Here is a 16,350-nt window from a genome sequence, read left to right as displayed (position 1 = left end):
CCCTGGGCGTAAGCCCTACCTGCGGGAGCCGCATCCCAGCTCAGGCGGATGCCGGCTCGATGATCTGCGCATGCACGGTAGCGCCTGCAACCGTGCCCGTTCCGTGATGATCATCACATACGACGAGGGGCATCGCACGTAGTCCGAGACGCGCGAACAGGGCCTGGTCGCGCCCGGTGGCCGGATTGGGGGTGGTCAGCAGCTGCTCGCCGTAGAAGATCGAGTTGGCCCCGGCCATGAAGCACAGCGCCTGCAGTTCGTCGGACATGGACTCGCGCCCGGCCGACAGCCGCACCATCGAGCGCGGCATCGCGATCCGGGCCACGGCGATGGTGCGCACGAACTCGAACGGGTCCAGCTCGGCGGTTTCCGCCAGCGGCGTGCCGGGCACCCGCACCAGGCGGTTGATCGGCACCGAGTCCGGATGCGCCGGCAGGTTGGCCAGGGCCTGCAGCAGGCCGGCGCGCTGCTCGCGGCTCTCGCCCATGCCGACGATGCCGCCGCAGCAGGTCTTCAGCCCGGCCTCGCGCACGTAGGCCAGGGTGTCCAGGCGGTCCTGGTATTCGCGGGTGTGGATGATGTCGCCGTAGAACTCCGGCGCGGTGTCGAGGTTGTGGTTGTAGTAGTCCAGGCCGGCCTCGCGCAGCGCGCGCGCCTGGTCCGGCGAGAGCATCCCCAGGGTGGCGCAGGTTTCCAGGCCCAGGGCCTTCACCCCGGCGATCATCGCCGCCACCTTGGGGATGTCGCGGTCCCTGGGGCTGCGCCAGGCCGCGCCCATGCAGAAGCGCGAGGCACCGGCGGCCTTGGCCTGGCGTGCCTTCTCCAGCACCTGTTCGGTGTCCATCAGCTTCGTGGCCTGCACCCCGGTGTGGTAGCGCTGGGCCTGCGGGCAATAGGCGCAGTCCTCCGGGCAGCCGCCGGTCTTGACCGACAACAGGGTCGAGACCTGGACCTCGGCGGGGTCGAAGTGCTCCCGGTGCACGCGGGCGGCGCGGTACAGCAGTTCCGGCAGCGGCAGGTCGAACAGGGCGAGCAGTTCGTCGCGGCGCCAGTCGTGGCGGATTTCCGAGGCCATGGGAGGGAGTTTCCTGACTGCGGGGGCAAGAAGAGGCGGGCAGTCTGGAAATACCTCCGGAAGCTGTCAACCTTGACATGGACGCACTGGTTTACAAGGTCGCCGCGAACTGGCGGCAATGGCTGCGCGGACTGCCGGCCCGGATCGGCACCACCCTCCTGCCCCCGCGCTGCCTGCTGTGCGGCGAGCCCGGCGACGACGGCCGCGACATGTGCGCGGCCTGCCACTGGTGGCTGCCGCGCAACCACTGCGCTTGCCCGCGCTGCGCGATCCCGCTGGCGGTGCCCGGCACCTGCGGCCGCTGCCTGCGGCGCGAGCCGCTGCTGCACTTCGCCCACGCCGCCTTCGTCTACGCCCCGCCGGTGGATGGCCTGCTGGCGCGCTACAAGTTCCATGGCGACCTGGCCGCCGGACGCCTGCTGGCCGGCCTGCTGGCCGAGACCCTGGACGGCGTCGAGCGCCCGCAGGCGCTGGTGCCGGTGCCGCTGCACCGCAGCCGCCTGCGCCAGCGCGGCTACGACCAGGCGCTGGAACTGGCGCGGCCGCTGGCGCGGGCCACCGGGGTGCCGCTGGCGACCGGGCTGCTGCAGCGGCACCGGCGCACCGCGGCGCAGTCCGAGCTGGGCGCGATGGCGCGGCGGCGCAACCTGCGCGGCGCGTTCCGGGTGGCGGCGCGGGGGCGGCTGCCGGCGCACGTGGCCTTGGTGGACGACGTCATGACCACCGGCGCCACCCTGCAGGCCGCGGCCCTGGCGCTGCGCCGGGCCGGGGTGGAACGGGTCGACGCCTGGATATGCGCGCGTACGCCCTGACGGGTGGTGCCGCGGCGCCGGCGCCAGCGGGTACCCTAGGCGGTCGGCCGCGCGCGGCGGCCCCGCGGACCTCCAGCATGCCCGAGCGCAAGCGCAAGACTCCCGCTACCGTGACCATCCTCGACGTGGCGCGCCACGCCGGGGTCTCGGCGATGACCGCCTCGCGCGTGATCAACGGCAATACCCGGGTCGGCGCCGAACTGCGCGAGCGGGTGCTGGCCTCGGTGCAGGCGCTGGGCTACCGCCCCAACCTGGCCGGACGCTCGCTGCGCACCCGCGGCAGCGCGCGCATCGGCGTGCTGTACAGCAATCCCTCGGCCGCCTACCTCAACGAGCTGATGCTGGGCATGCTCGAGCAGAGCAGCCTGTCCGGCACCCAGGTGCTGGTGGAGAAGTGCGCCGGCCTGCAGAGCCAGCGCGCGGCGGTGCAGCGCCTGGTCGAGGCCGGGGTGGACGGGGTGATCGTGCCGCCGCCGCTGTGCGATTCGCCGCACACCATCGGCGAGCTGGACGCGCGCGGCATCCCGGTGGTGGCGGTGGCCACGGCCACGCCGCTGCCGCAGGTGGCCTCGGTGCGGATCGACGACTACGCCGGCGCGCGCGCCATGACCCGGCACCTGCTGGAGCTGGGGCATAGCCGGATCGGCTTCATCGAGGGCGATCCCCGGCACACCCCGGCGCAGCTGCGCAGGCAGGCCTTCCTCGATACCATGGCCGAGGCCGGGATCGAGGTGCCGGCCGAACTGCTGGCCGAGGGCATGTTCACCTACCGCTCCGGACTGGCCGCGGCGCGCCAGCTGCTGGCGCTGCAGCCGCGGCCGAGCGCGATCTTCTGCAGCAACGACGACATGGCCGCCGCGGCGATGGCCATGGCCCACGGCATGGGCCTGCGCATCCCCGGCGAGCTGAGCATCGTCGGCTTCGACGACACACCGATGGCCACCACCCTGTGGCCGGAGCTGACCACCATCCGCCAGCCGGTGACGGCAATGGGCAAGGCGGCGGTATCGCTGGTGCTGGAACGGATCCGCGACCGCCGCGAAGGCCGCGAGCATGCGCCGCGGCACCAGGTGATGAAGTACACCCTGGTCAAGCGCCAGTCCGCCGCGCCCCCGGGCGCGGCCTGAGGGCGCCCGCTGCGGCAATGCGGCGTGCCGCGCGTTGGCGGTCGAGATAACCTTACCTCGCAATGCCGCACCGGGGAGCGGGCATGGCCACGCCCCGGCCGCGTCCACCAACCGCGCTTCCCCGGAGCCCTACGCATGACGGCAGCCCCGCCCGGGCCTGGTCCGCTACCGGACTTCCGCTCCCGCGAATTCCTGCTCGGCCACGTGCGCGACACGATGGCGTTCTACCACCCGCGCTGCATCGACCCGGACGGCGGCTTCTTCCACTTCTTCCGCGACGACGGCCAGGTCTACGACCGCCACACCCGGCACCTGGTCAGCAGCACGCGCTTCGTCTTCAACTACTCGATGGCCTTCCAGGCCTTTGGCGACCCGGCCTACCGCGCGGCGGTGGAGCACGGCGTGGCCTTCCTGCGCGACGCGCACCGCGATCCGGCCACCGGCGGCTACGCCTGGCTGCTGCACGGACGCCGGGTGGCCGACCCCACCAACCACTGCTACGGCCTGGCCTTCGTGGTGCTGGCCTATGCCAAGGCGCTGGAAGCCGGGATGGGGGAAGCGCGTCGCTGGATCGGCGAGACCTGGGAACTGATGGAGCACCACTTCTGGGAGCCGGCGCATGGCCTGTACGCCGACGAGGCCGACGCGCACTGGACGCTGTCGCCCTACCGCGGCCAGAACGCCAACATGCATGCCTGCGAGGCCTGGCTGGCCGCGTACGAGGCCACCGGCGAGGCACGCTACCTGGAACGCGCCGCCACCCTGGCGGCCAACATGACCCGGCGCCAGGCCGCGTTGGCCGGCGGCCTGGTGTGGGAGCACTACCACGCCGACTGGAGCGTGGACTGGGACTACAACCGCGGCGACCGCAGCAACATCTTCCGGCCGTGGGGCTTCCAGCCCGGGCACCAGACCGAGTGGGCCAAGCTGCTGCTGATCCTGGACCGGCACGCGCCGGCGGACTGGCACCTGCCGCGCGCGCGCGAACTGTTCGACCGCGCCGTGGCGATGGCCTGGGACCCGGTGCACGGCGGCCTGGTCTACGGCAACGATCCGGATGGTGCGGTGTACGACGCCGACAAGTACTTCTGGGTGCAGGCCGAGTCGCTGGCCACCGCCGCGCTGCTGGCGCAGCGCACCGGCGAGGCGCGGTACTGGGACTGGTACGAGCGGCTGTGGAGCTACAGCTGGACCCACTTCGTCGACCACCGGCACGGCGCCTGGTACCGCATCCTCGGCCCGGACAACTCCAGGCTCAGCGACGAGAAGAGCCCGGCGGGCAAGACCGACTACCACACCATGGGTGCGTGCTACGAAGTGCTGCGGGTGCTGTAGACAACGCTCAGCCGCGCGCGAGCAGCGCCTCCACTTCCTGCCGCGTCGGCGCATGCGCGCCGGCGCGGGTGCAAGCCGCGGCGGCGGTAGCAGCGGCAAAGCGCGCGTGCTCGCGCAGCGGGGCGTCCGGACGCAGCAGGCGGCTGGCAAGGAAGCCGCCAATGCAGGCATCGCCGGCGCCCACGGTGTCCACCGCCTCCACCGCGAAGGCCGGCTGGGCGACGTGCACATCGCCGGCGTACACATCCATGCCGGCGGCGCCGCGGGTGTAGAGCAGCACCGCAGCGGGTGCCAGCGCGCGCACGTGCGCCAGTGCCGCGCCGGCATCAAGCGCCGGATAGATGTGGCCCAGGTCCTCGTCGGAGATCTTCAGCACCGCCGCACGCGCGGCCAGGCGCTCGAACAGCGCCACGTAGCCGGCGCCCATCAGGTTGCGGCAGTTGGGATCGAAGCTGACCGCCACGCCCGCCCCGGCCAGGCGCAAGGCCAGCGCCAGCAGGCGTTCGCCCAGCGGCTGCCGCACCAGGCTGATGCAGCCGAAGTGGGCGAACTCGCAGGCCGCGTCCCAGCCCGGTGGCAGCGCGGCTTCGTCGAAGGCCAGGTCGGCCGCGTTCTCACCGAGGAAGAAGTAGCGTGGCGGATCCAGCTCATGCACCACCGCCAGCAGTGGCGGCCGCGGCACCACCTGCAGGAAGCGCGGGTCCAGCCCGGCCTGGCGCGACAGTTCGACGATGCGCGCGCCGAACAGGTCGTCGCTGACCGCCCCGCCCCAGCCGGTGGGCACGCCCAGGGTCGCCGCCACCCGCGCCACGTTCCAGCAGGCACCGCCCGGGATGCTGCGCCAGCTGTCGGTGCCGGTGCGGACCAGGTCGGTGAGGGCTTCGCCGAACACGGCGAGGCGGGGCAAGGCGGCTGCGGTCATCGCGGTCATTGGCCAGAAAAAAAGAGGGCCGGGCGTGGAGCATGCCCCGGCCGAACCTGAGAGGGGACCACGGCCATGCGGGCATGGCAGTGGTTCCGGGAGTTGTCCGCCCCGGAAGCGGAGCGCAGGCCGGCTCGGCGTGCATGGCGACGTGCCTGGTCCTGCTGTTGCATCCGCGCATGCCGCGTCCGGCACCGCGGTTGGATACTTCCGGAAGGGCACCCACTGCAGATGCCCTTCCCGTGCTCAGCTCCCGGCGCGGGCCGCCGCCACCTGCGGCCGGCCGGCCAGCACGCCGGCGCGCACCAGCAGGCCGTAGGCGGCGATGCACGCGTAGCAGGCCACCGGCACCAGCAGCGCCGGCGCCAGGCCGAAGCGGTCGGCGGCCAGGCCCATCAGCAGCGGCACGATGGCGCCGCCGACGATGGCCAGGCACAGCAGGCCCGAACCGCCGGCGGTGTCCTCGCCCAGGCCATCGATCGACAGGGTGAAGATGGTCGGGAACATCACCGAGTTGAACAGGCCGATCGACAGGATCGCCACCGCTGCCGGGGTACCTTCCAGCACCGTGGCCGCCAGCAGGCCCAGGGTGGCCGCGCCCAGCGCGCAGGCCGCCAGCACCAGTCCCGCCGGGACGAAGCGCAGCACCCACGAGCCGATGAAGCGGCCGACCATGGCCAGGCCCCAGTACACCGCGATCAGGTTGCCGGCGGCGTGCTCGCTGGTGGTGGCGCCGACCATGATCAGGTAATTGACCAGGGCGCTGCCGACCGCGACCTCGGCGCCGACATAGAGGAAGATCGACAGCGCGCCCAGGCTCAGGCGCGGGATCCCCAGCAGGCGCAGGTAATCGCCCTGGCGCATGGCATGCACGGCCGGCACCGGCGAGCGGCGCAGCAACCAGCACAGCCCGGCCAGCGCCACCAGCACCGCGGCGATGATCATGTACGGCAGGCGCACGTGGCTGGCCTGCTCGACCCGGAACGCGGCCAGCGCCGCCTCGTCCATGCCGGGGGTCGGCTCGGCCACGCCGGCGGCCAGGATCAGGGCCGAGCCGAACAGCGGGCCAAGCATGGTGCCGAAGGAGTTGAAGGCCTGGGCCAGGGTCAGGCGGCTGTGTGCGCGCGCCGGATCGCCCAGGCCCGCGGCCAGCGGGTTGGCCGCGACCTGGACCACGGTGATGCCCGCAGCCAGCACGAACAGCGCGCCCAGGAACGCCGGGTACCAGCCCAGCGAGGCGGCCGGCGAGAACATCAGGCAGCCGCCGGCCATCACCACCAGGCCCAGCACGATGCCGCGCATGTAGCCGATGCGGCTGACCAGCAGCGCCGCCGGGATGGAGACGATGAAGTAGGCCAGGAAGAAGCAGAACTGGGTCAGCATCGCCTCGGCATAGCCGAGCGCGAAGGTGGCCTTGAGCTTGGGGATCAGCACGTCCACCAGGACGGTGCAGAAACCCCAGGCGAAGAACAGCGCGATCACCAGCGGCAGCAGCCGCCGGCCATGGATCGCGCCGCCGGCGCCAGCGGGATTCGGGGCGGGTGCGTGCATCGGTCTGGTTCTCCGTGGATGGCGGCTACCGGCCGGCAGGGCTGGCGTGGATGCGTGACGATGGCAGCGTCGGCCGGGGCGACCGTGGGAACCGATGCGGACAGGCGAAGACAGGCACGTAGCGGAAGCCCGCCGCACGCGACTTCCAATCGCACCGCGCTGCTCCCGCGCCCCGCCCCCGCGCAACCACCGGTTCCCCGCACTCCCCTGCCGCGCCGACTGGATAACGTTATCCGTCGCCGCGCCCGCCATCATCCTGCGATGCAGCACTGGCGCAAAGGCGGTGTTAGGCAGCGGAGGACTGCAGGGCGTAATGGAGGGCGATGCCGGCGAATATCGCCGCGCCGACCCAGTTGTTGTGCAGGAAGGCGCGGAAGCAGGGCCCGCGCTCGCGCCGGCGCGCGATCCAGAACTCCCACGCCACCAGCAGCGCGGCCACGCCCAGGCCGGCCCAGTAGGCCATGCCCAGCTGTGCCTGCCGCCCCGCGAGCGCGAGGGCAAGGAAGGCCAAGGCGTAGAGCACGCCCTGCGCGACCAGGTCGAGGTCGCCAAACAGGATGGCGGTGGATTTGGAGCCAGCGCGGATGTCGTCCTCGCGGTCGACCATCGCATACCAGGTGTCGTAGGCGGTGGACCAGAGGATGTTGGCGCAGTACAGCAGCCAGCCCAGCGCCGGCACCTCGCCCTGCACCGCGGCGAAGGCCATCGGGATGCCCCAGCCGAAGGCCATGCCCAGGTAGACCTGCGGCAGGTAGGTGTAGCGCTTCAGGTAGGGATAGGTGGCCGCCAGGAACAGGCCGACGAAGCTGAGCAGGATGGTCAGCAGGTTGAGCGTCAGCACCAGGGCGAAGGCCACCAGCATCAGTGCCGCGAACACCGCCAGCGCCTCGCGGCCGGAGACGGCGCCGGTGGCCAGGGGGCGGTCGCGGGTGCGCTCGACCCTGGGATCGAGCCAGCGGTCGGCGTAGTCGTTGATCACGCAGCCGGCCGAGCGGGTCAGCCACACGCCGGCGGTGAACACGAACAGGGTCCATGGATCCGGCACGCCACCGGCGGCCAGCCACAGCGCCCACCAGGTCGGCCACAGCAGCAGGAGCACGCCGATCGGGCGATCGCCGCGGACCAGCTTCCAGTACTGCCCCAGACGCTCGCGCCAGCCGGGGCCCGGCGCGGTGGCCGGCTCGTAGCGTTCGTAACCCATGGCGCAAAGGTTAGCAGGCCGGCAACGGGGGCCGGCCTGCTTCCGCTACGTCAGGCGTCGGCCGCCTTGTACTCGTAGTAGCCGTAGCTGTAGTAGCCGGTGGCGCGCTTCTCCACCGCGTTGAAGATCGTGCCCTTGACCTGCACGCCGTTCTGCTCGAAGCGCTTGAGCGCCAGCACGATCTCCTTGGCCTGGTTGAGGCCAAAGCGGGTCACCAGCAGGGTCGAACCGGCGTGGGCGCCGACGATGGCTGCATCGGTTACGGCCAGGATCGGCGGGGTATCGATGATCACCAGGTCGTAGCGCGGCCCCAGGGTGTCGACGATCTGCTTGAAGCGCGGGTGCATCAGCAGTTCGGACGGGTTTGGCGGGATGTCGCCGCGCACGATGTAGTGCATGTTCGGCAGGTCCGGCACCGCGTGGATGGCCGCGTCCAGGTCCAGCTTGCCGACCAGCACGTCGGACAGGCCGTTCTTGTGGCTGATGCCCAGCAGCTTGTGCAGGGTCCCCTTGCGCATGTCGGCATCGACGACCAGCACCCGCTGCCCGGCCTGGGCGATCACCGCGGCGAGGTTGGACGAGACGAAGGTCTTGCCCACGCCCGGGCGCGGACCGGAGATGGTGAGGATGTTGTTCTTGGCCTCCAGCATGGCGAAGTGCAGGCTGGTGCGCAGGCTGCGCAGCGCCTCCACGGCCAGGTCCGCCGGCTCGTCGACGGCCAGCAGGTGCTGGCGGCCATCGGCGCGGATATGGTGCATACCCATGCGGTCGCGCTTGGCGGTCGGCAACGCCTTCGAGTTGCTCAGCGGAATGGCGGCGTAGACCGGCAGGCCCAGCTCCTCGATCACGGCCGGGTCCTCGATGCCCGGGTTGAGCATGCGCTGCACGAATACGAAGGCAATGGCGAGAAATGCACCCAACAGGGTGGCCACGAGCACGACGAGGGGCTTGCGCGGCTTGACCGGGTTTGAGGTGTCAGCCACCGCCGGGTCGACGATGCGCACATTACCCACGGTACCAGCGCGCGCCACATCCAGCTGCTGGGCCTGGTTCAGCAGGGCGGTGTAGAGCTCGTTGCTGACCTGCAGGTCGCGGGTCAGGCGCAGCAGCTCCTGCTGGGTATCCGGCAGCTCGCTGACCTGGCGGCGGAAGCTGGCCTTGCGTGCCTCCAGCTCGCCAATCTGGCTCAGCAGGGCACGGTAGGCAGGGTGATCGCGGGTAAAGCTGCGATCCATCTCCGCCTGCTTCAGGCGCAGCTGCTGGATGCTGGTTTCGACCGCGACCTCCTGCTCCAGCAGGCCCTTGGTCTGCATGGTGATGTCCACGGAGTTGGCCGAGGACTGGTAACGGGCCATGGCCTCCTGCGCTTCCTCCACCTGCTTGCGCACGGTGGGCAGCTGGTCCTTGACGAACTGCAGCTGGGCAGCCGCCTCGGCCGAGCTGCGCTCGACGTTCTGGCGGACATAGGCCTCAACGATCTTCTGCACTACAGCTTCAGCGCGCGCCGGATCGGCATCTTCGTAGGTGACAAGGAGAATGCCGGATTCCTTGCCCTGCTCCGCAACATTGATGTCTTGCTGCAGAGCGGCCACGACGTCTAGGCGACGAGCCTTGACGACCTTGAACCTCATGCCCGGATTGGCATGGAGGGTCGAGACTTCGGCCAGCACGGAGCCACGCTCTGCGGGCTCGCCCGCCCGGCCCCTCACCAGTTCATCGCCGTCTTCATCACGCAGTACGTAAGCGCCCTGATCGTCGAGCACCTCAAGGGTCAGCTCGCTATCGACAAGAGCCTGAGGCACCTCCAGACGCTGGAACTCAAGGGCTTCCCCTCCCCAGCCAAAGCTATCCAAGCCCAGGAATGGCTCAGCAACCTCCCCCCCTTCGAGCGGAGTAAACCGGCGGGCCAATGCACCGCCAATCAGAGGGAATCTATACGGCTCAATGAAGATGTCGAGTTTCAACTGATCAACTGCCGAGCCAACCACGGTACGCGAACGAAGCAACGCCACCTCCGTGGTGCCCGCAACACTACCCCCACCAGCCAGTGAAGTTAGGTCCGACAAACCCGGGATGCTAGGCATCTTGGATTCGACCTGCACCATTGCCTGGGCGCGGTATACCGGCGCGGTCAACAGTACGTAGGCCACGCTCAGCACGAAAAAGATTGCCGTGGTAGCGATGATCCACCACTTACGGTCAATCAGTACGCCGACCAGTTCCCGCAGGTCGATCTCGTCTTCAGTGGCGGGCGTTACCGCTGCCTTTTCCTTGCCCATAGTTCTCTTCCAGAGTTGTAAGACCGGGGGAACGTGACGCCGGCAACATCACTTGATGTAGGGGAGCCAGCTGTCGACGCAATCATCAATCAGTTGGTACACGTGCTCGAAGGCTTCGCGATGCTGGCGGTACGGGTCGGGGATCTCGCGCTGCCCCCGCCACTTGCCGAGTAAGAAGGTCTTGCCACTGACCTGGGGCACTTCGCGCGCAATCCTGGTCTGGTGGGCGTGCTCCATGACCAGGACCAGGTCCGCTGCGGCCAGGATGGAGGGCGTCGCCTGCCGCGCCTGGTGCCCGTCGGGGTCGATGCCCGCCTCGCGCAGCAGGGCGGCCGCTTCCGGATCGACCGGCCGTCCCACCAGAGCCTGCAGGCCCGCGGACGACACTTCCACGCCCGGGCGCCCCTGCAGCCGGTGGCGCATCAGCAGCTCCGCCGTGGGACTGCGGCAGATGTTGCCCACACAGACGAACAGGATCTTTCTGAACACTAACGCCGGTCCCCGCGCTGACTGGTTCCAATGGTTCCGGAGCGCAGTACGTCCCGGCCGCGCGCAAGCTTACCCGATGCAACCCGATGCTGCAGCGCGACAGCGTGAAGGTTTCGTGCATAAACCACTGATTGACAAGCCCCCCTGGGCCCGCTTATGGTCTGGCCTGTGAAGTAGCCCGTCCATCTTGAAACGGAGTTTCCCCCATGAAGACCAAACTGATCGGTCTGGCCATCGCACTGGGTCTGGTCGCGCAGCCGTACGCGTTTGCGCAGGATTCCGGTAGCACCCAGCAGGAAGAGAGCGGCGATGCGGCGGGCAGCGACACCGCTGCGGGTGGCGGCGTCGGTGGCGAAGCGGTTGCCTGGGCCGCGGGTGGCACCGCGCTGGCCATCGGCGTGCTGTCGGTGATCAATGACGATAACGACAACCGCGCCCAGCCGGGTCCCGGCCCGGGCCCGGGTCCGGGTCCTGATCCGGGCACGGGTGGTACCGGCGGTACCGGTGGCACTGGCGGCACGGGTGGTACCGGCGGCACGGGTGGCACCGGCGGCTGATAGCCCGCCCTGGATGTCTTGAGCACAAGGCCCGCCGGCCTTCGATGCCCGGCGGGCTTTTTTGTGTACGGGGCCCCCTCCCCCGTGAACTCGAATGGAAGCGACATGAATCGAGCCTACCGGTCCGGCGCGCTTGCGCTGATGGCGGCGTTTTTCTTTTCCGGTTGTGTCTGGGCCCCCGGCCAGCATCTGGCCCGTACCAAGCCAGGACCAGGCCAGATCCGGACATCCGGCAATGACCAGCTGGATCTCGTGGCGATTACCCCGCGCCTCATTGCGCAGGAACATGCCGGCCGCGCCAGTTCGGAGCAGATCCCGCGCGCCCTGCTGGATTACCACCCCGATCCTTACCGCATTGGAGCGGGTGATGTGCTCTACATCACCGTCTGGGACCATCCGGAGCTGACGGTCCCTGCGGGTCCACAGCAGCAGGTCAATCTCGCGGGTCGCCTGGTCCAGGGCGACGGAACGCTGTTCTACCCATATATAGGGAAGATCCAAGCAGCTGGGCTCACTCCGACCGAGCTGCGAGACAAGCTTGCCGGCCAGCTGGCAGCTGTGATCCATGAGCCGCAGGTGGACGTGTCGATCCTGACCTATGCCAGTCAGAGGGTCTGGGTGTCGGGCGCTGCACGCCAGGCTTCCGTGGTGCCGCTGACCGTGGTCCCGCTGACGCTGCAAGACGCCATCAGCACCGCCGGTTTCGATCCCTCCCAAGCCGATCTATCCGGCGTGCGCCTGACCCGCGACGGCACCACATACGTGCTCGACATGACCCGGCTCGGAGGCACCCCGATCTACCTGAAGGCAGAGGACCAGATCTACATCCCTTACCTGGATGCCAAGGAAGTCTTCGTAGTAGGCGAGGTCACCCTGCCTGGCGCGCAGAACTTCAAGACCGGCAGCATCAGCCTCAGCCAGGCGCTGGGTCGGGCGCGCGGCCTGGCGCAGGCCACGGCGGATGGCAATGCGGTTTACGTGATCCGCGGCGCCAAGCCTGATGCCTTGGAGCAGCAGCCTTCCGTGGTCTACCAGCTGGAGGCCAAGTCCCCCGCGGCTTTCGCGGTGGCCAGCCAGTTCGAGCTGCTGCCCGGCGACGTGGTGTTCGTGGGCGCCGCCGGCATTACCCGCTGGAGCCGCTTCGTGAACCAGTTGCTGCCGTTCACCGGGATCATCAGCAACGCCGCAAGCGCCAGCAACGATCTTTCCAACAACTGACGGCCGCCGTGCAAGCGTCTACCGTCCACCGGGCCCACGGCTCCCGCCGCCGCCCCGGCTCCAGCCTGTTTCCGGCAAGCACCAGCGCCCTGGTTTCCCTGGCGCTGGTGCTGGTGCTGGCCGGCTGCGGCACGGTGATGCAAACCAGTGTGGACTTCGTTCGTACCGCCGTGGCCGGCAAGGACGACCTCTCCGAGGCCGCAACCAAGGTAGCCGCCCTGCCCTACGCCAGCCTGCTCATGGACGATGGCCAGTACCGCGCGGTGATGGTGCTGGGCAACGATGACGAGGGGCGGCTTTCCTGGCATAGCCGGCAGGCCGTCGTGTTCCTGTGCGAGGGCGGCGTGCTCTGCGGCACCCATGGCCTGCGCGCGGGCCTGGATGAGGCCCGGATCGAAGGCGACAACCCGTTCACCGACCTGCGCACGGTGGGCGAGGCGGGCATCACCGTCAGCCGCCGCTATGACTGGCGCAGTGGCTACCGCTACGGCGTGCCGGTCACCGGCGTGCTGCGCCGGGTGGGCCAGGAAACCATGGTGGATCCGCTGGGCCGCAGCCGCACCCTGGCCAGGTACGAGGAACGCCTGGAAGGCCCCGGCGTGGAAGGCACCAATACCTATTGGGTCGATCCGGCCACCGGCATGCTGTGGAAGAGCCGGCAGCTGGCCGCCCCGGACGCCTACCTCGAGATCAGCCTGATCAAGCCTTACCGGCGGAGGTCGCGATGATGCGATCGCGGGTAATGGCCATGGCCGGCCTGCTGGCCTGCATTTCCTTCGCTTCCGCCGCCCAGCCCCGCACGCTGCAGGTTTCGGCCGAGGGCGCGGTGCAGCGCGCCGGCACCTTGCAGCTGCCCGAGGGCAGCCGGTTCGACGACGCCGTCGTGGCCGCGATGCCGCGCCGTGATGCCTATGCCCTGGGCGCCTCGGTCTTCCGCAGGGATGAACTTGCCCGGCAGCTCAGGCTGCGCGCCGGCCTGCTCCATGACCTGGAATCCCTGGCCACGGCCACCGAAGCGCCGCCCGCCGTGGCCGCACGCGCCCGTGCCCTGCATGCCTGGGTCTCCGCCTTGCCGGCCACCGGCCGCCTGCCGCTGGAAGGCAACCCGCGGCGGCTGGAGGCGAGCAAGGGCGACCGCAACCGCCTGCTTGCCGATGGCGACCGCTTCCACTTTCCGGAGCGCCCGGCAACGGTGACCATCGTCGGCGCCGTGCTCCAGCCCTGCGCGGTGGCGCATGTGCCGCTGCGCGACGCGGCCGATTACCTGCGCGATTGCACGGTGGATGGTGAGGCGGCCAACCGCGACCTGATCCATGTGGTGCAGCCCGACGGCAGCATCCACGCACTCGGTATCGCCCTGTGGAATCGCAACGAGCCGCTGGCCCTCGCACCGGGTGCCATCGTCTACGTGCCGCTGCGCGCACGCGCCACGGAGAAATTCGCGCCCGAGCTGGATGGCGCGATGACCACCTTCCTCGCCACCCTGCCCCTGCCCCACGCCGGGCTGGTGACGCCATGAGCCGCAACAACCTCCGCCGCCGCGCCCTGCCCGCCCTGAGCCTGCTCAGCCTGGCGGTATGCGGCGGGCTGCATGCCGAGGTGCCGGCCACGCAGAACGACTGGGGCGGCATCGGCCTGTTGCAGACGCCTACGGCGCGCATGGCCGACGAGGGTGAGTTTGCTTTTACCGCAAGCCATACCTCGCCCTATACCCGCTACAGCGTAGCGATGCAGCCGTTCCCCTGGTTTGAGGGCATTTACCGCTATGCCAATGTCCAGGGCGTCAGGTACGGCCCGGAGTGGTTCAGCGGCGACCAGAACTACAAAGACAAGTCCATCGACTTCAAGATCCGCCTGTGGGAGGAAGGGCGCTGGCTGCCCGAAGTCGCGGTAGGCGCGCGCGATATTGGCGGTACGGGCCTGTTCTCCAGCGAGTACGTGGTTGCCAACAAGCGCTTCGGCTCCATCGATGCCAGCCTGGGCCTGGCGACAGGTTACCTGGGCAGCAATGGCGGCATCACCAACCCGATCGGCTGGGTCGACGAGGACTTCAAGACCCGCCCCCGTGCCAGCAGCGATATTACCCAGGCCGGCAAGTTCGGCTTGCGCTACCTGCTGCACGGCCCCGTTGGCGTGTTTGGTGGCGTTTCCTGGCAGACCCCCTGGGAGCCGCTGCTGGTCAAGCTCGAGTACGACGGCCACGACTACGATGACGAAGTGCGTATCGGCCGGCTGGAGCAGGATTCGCGCATCAACGTGGGCCTGCTTTACACCCCCAGGCCCGGCGTGCGGATCACGCTGGGTTGGGAGCGCGGCAACGAGCTGCTGGCCACGCTTACCTTGCGCGGAAACCTGAAGAACACGCCGCGCCCGGCCCGCTGGCTGGACCCGCCGAAGCCCCCGCTTCGCAGCGAAGTCGCCAGGAACGCGGATGCGTCCGCAAGCTCCAAGAGTCCGGCCGATGCAACCGGCAGCGCGCCACAAGGCGCTGACGCCGAGGCAATCGCAGCATCAAACGACCACCCTCTCCTGCCAGGCCATACCTGGGAGAGCGTGGACGTGGAGCTGCGCCGCAGCGCCGGCTTCTATGTGCAGAAGGTCGAAGTCAACGACCACGAGGTGATCCTGCACGGCACCCAGCTGAAGTATTTCTACCCGACCGAGGGCCTCGGGCGGGCGGCGCGCGTGCTGGATACGGCGATCGATCCCAGTGTCGACTGGGTCACGCTGGAATACACGCGGCAAAACATGCCGATCGCGCAGAGCAGCGTCTCTCGTAATGCGCTCAACGCCTATGCGCAGGGCGATATCGACCTGACGGAGATGGCGCGCCATGTGGAGGTCAATCCGCCCGGCAGCTCGCGCGAGGGCGAGGTGGTCTACGAGGGGCCGAAGGGGCGACGCTTCGATTACCACGTCTCCCCCGGGCTGAACGAGATCATTGGCGGCCCCGACGGTTTCTTCCTGTACCAGCTGACCGCGAACCTGCACACGAGCCTGCGGGTCAATGACAGCACTTGGCTTACCGCCACCACGGCGGTGGACGTGCACAACAACTTCCGCAAGTTCAAGTACGACGCCCCGAGCAACCTGCCGCGCGTCCGCACCGACATCCGCCATTACGTCACCACCTCCGACGTCACCATCCCGAACTTCCAGGTCACCACGGTGCATGCACTGGGCCGTGACCTGTATGGCATGGCCTATGCGGGCCTGCTGGAGATGATGTACGGCGGCGTGGGCGGCGAGCTGCTGTACCGTCCCGTCGGCCAGCGCTGGGCACTGGGCGTGGAGGCCAACTGGGTCAAGCAGCGCGACTTCGACCAGAAGTTCTCGTTCCGCGACTACGAGGTCGCGACCGGACACGCGACGCTTTACACCCACTTCGGCAACGACGGCCGCGTGCAGGTGGCCACCTCCGCCGGACGCTACCTGGCCGGCGACTGGGGCGTGACCCTGGATGTTTCGCGCATGTTCCGCAACGGCGTGGTGATGGGTGCGTTTGCCACCAAGACCGATGTCTCGTCGGCGGAGTTCGGCGAAGGCAGCTTTGACAAGGGCATTTACCTGTCCGTGCCGATGGACCTGCTGCTCCCCCGGTCCAGCCAGGTGCGTTCGCGTTTGATGTGGCATCCGCTGGTACGCGATGGCGGCGCACGCCTGCAGCGCAAGTACAGCCTCTATTCGCTCACCGGCGAGCGCGACAGCCACTTTTACTTTGACAATATTGAATACATAGACCCATAACCCGTTGACATAGCCTCCCAGACTGGATGAGCGGGAG

The 16,350-nt window shown here is 69.2% G+C and carries 14 protein-coding genes; 8 read left to right on the top strand and 6 right to left on the bottom strand.

Going from position 1 to position 16,350, the window contains the following annotated elements; all coding sequences use genetic code 11:
• Positions 1-40: 40 nt before the first annotated feature.
• Complete coding sequence (bioB, locus tag EIM47_RS06745) at positions 41-1,075, bottom strand: biotin synthase BioB (RefSeq protein WP_125076489.1); 1,035 nt, start codon at positions 1,073-1,075, stop codon at positions 41-43.
• Positions 1,076-1,152: 77 nt separating this feature from the next.
• Between bioB and EIM47_RS06740 the strand changes: the two genes are divergently transcribed.
• The 3 genes from EIM47_RS06740 to EIM47_RS06730 all read left to right on the top strand — a co-directional run bounded on the left by EIM47_RS06740 (position 1,153) and on the right by EIM47_RS06730 (position 4,349).
• Positions 1,153-1,887, top strand: a complete 735-nt coding sequence (locus tag EIM47_RS06740) for a ComF family protein (protein WP_125076488.1) — start codon at positions 1,153-1,155, stop codon at positions 1,885-1,887.
• Positions 1,888-1,964: 77 nt separating this feature from the next.
• On the top strand, positions 1,965-3,014 hold the full coding sequence (locus tag EIM47_RS06735) for a LacI family DNA-binding transcriptional regulator (RefSeq protein WP_125076487.1): 1,050 nt from the start codon (positions 1,965-1,967) through the stop codon (positions 3,012-3,014).
• A gap of 135 nt (positions 3,015-3,149) precedes the next feature.
• Positions 3,150-4,349 carry an AGE family epimerase/isomerase gene (locus EIM47_RS06730; RefSeq protein ID WP_125076486.1) on the top strand — a complete coding sequence of 400 codons (1,200 nt, stop codon included), beginning with the start codon at positions 3,150-3,152 and terminating at the stop codon, positions 4,347-4,349.
• A gap of 7 nt (positions 4,350-4,356) precedes the next feature.
• Here EIM47_RS06730 and EIM47_RS06725 read toward each other — a convergent pair whose 3' ends face one another.
• The 5 genes from EIM47_RS06725 to EIM47_RS06705 form a co-directional block, all read right to left on the bottom strand.
• Positions 4,357-5,271, bottom strand: a complete 915-nt coding sequence (locus tag EIM47_RS06725; protein WP_125076485.1) for a carbohydrate kinase — start codon at positions 5,269-5,271, stop codon at positions 4,357-4,359.
• Between the two features lie 246 nt (positions 5,272-5,517).
• Entirely contained in the window at positions 5,518-6,822 is a 1,305-nt protein-coding gene (locus tag EIM47_RS06720; protein WP_125076484.1) for a sugar MFS transporter, read from the bottom strand.
• 286 nt (positions 6,823-7,108) lie between these two features.
• Positions 7,109-8,023, bottom strand: coding sequence for a 4-hydroxybenzoate octaprenyltransferase (ubiA, locus tag EIM47_RS06715; RefSeq protein ID WP_125076483.1), 915 nt, complete (start codon positions 8,021-8,023; stop codon positions 7,109-7,111).
• A gap of 50 nt (positions 8,024-8,073) precedes the next feature.
• Positions 8,074-10,302, bottom strand: coding sequence for a polysaccharide biosynthesis tyrosine autokinase (locus tag EIM47_RS06710; RefSeq protein ID WP_125076482.1), 2,229 nt, complete (start codon positions 10,300-10,302; stop codon positions 8,074-8,076).
• Between the two features lie 48 nt (positions 10,303-10,350).
• Positions 10,351-10,791: a low molecular weight protein-tyrosine-phosphatase gene (locus EIM47_RS06705; RefSeq protein WP_019398118.1), complete on the bottom strand. Its 441-nt coding sequence runs from the start codon at positions 10,789-10,791 to the stop codon at positions 10,351-10,353.
• A 206-nt stretch (positions 10,792-10,997) separates the two neighbouring features.
• Here EIM47_RS06705 and EIM47_RS06700 point away from each other — a divergent pair, with 206 nt between their 5' ends.
• The 5 genes from EIM47_RS06700 (at position 10,998) to EIM47_RS06680 (ending at position 16,313) form a co-directional block, all read left to right on the top strand.
• Positions 10,998-11,348, top strand: a complete 351-nt coding sequence (locus EIM47_RS06700) for a hypothetical protein (protein WP_125076481.1) — start codon at positions 10,998-11,000, stop codon at positions 11,346-11,348.
• A 105-nt stretch (positions 11,349-11,453) separates the two neighbouring features.
• Positions 11,454-12,566 (top strand): polysaccharide biosynthesis/export family protein, encoded by a 1,113-nt coding sequence (locus tag EIM47_RS06695; protein WP_125076480.1) that lies wholly within the window; start codon positions 11,454-11,456, stop codon positions 12,564-12,566.
• Between the two features lie 8 nt (positions 12,567-12,574).
• Positions 12,575-13,294, top strand: coding sequence for a YjbF family lipoprotein (locus EIM47_RS06690; RefSeq protein WP_240626181.1), 720 nt, complete (start codon positions 12,575-12,577; stop codon positions 13,292-13,294).
• Positions 13,294-14,085 (top strand): capsule biosynthesis GfcC family protein, encoded by a 792-nt coding sequence (locus EIM47_RS06685; protein ID WP_164514557.1) that lies wholly within the window; start codon positions 13,294-13,296, stop codon positions 14,083-14,085. The genes EIM47_RS06690 and EIM47_RS06685 overlap by 1 nt, the downstream gene beginning before the upstream one ends.
• Positions 14,082-16,313 (top strand): YjbH domain-containing protein, encoded by a 2,232-nt coding sequence (locus EIM47_RS06680; RefSeq protein ID WP_125076478.1) that lies wholly within the window; start codon positions 14,082-14,084, stop codon positions 16,311-16,313. The genes EIM47_RS06685 and EIM47_RS06680 overlap by 4 nt, the downstream gene beginning before the upstream one ends.
• Positions 16,314-16,350 lie beyond the last annotated feature (37 nt).

Source organism: Pseudoxanthomonas sp. SGT-18, assembly GCF_003931645.1.
Lineage (GTDB): Bacteria > Pseudomonadota > Gammaproteobacteria > Xanthomonadales > Xanthomonadaceae > Pseudoxanthomonas.
The sequence above is the reverse complement of the archived record's forward strand: the minus strand, read 5'-3'. Positions and strand labels throughout refer to the sequence as shown.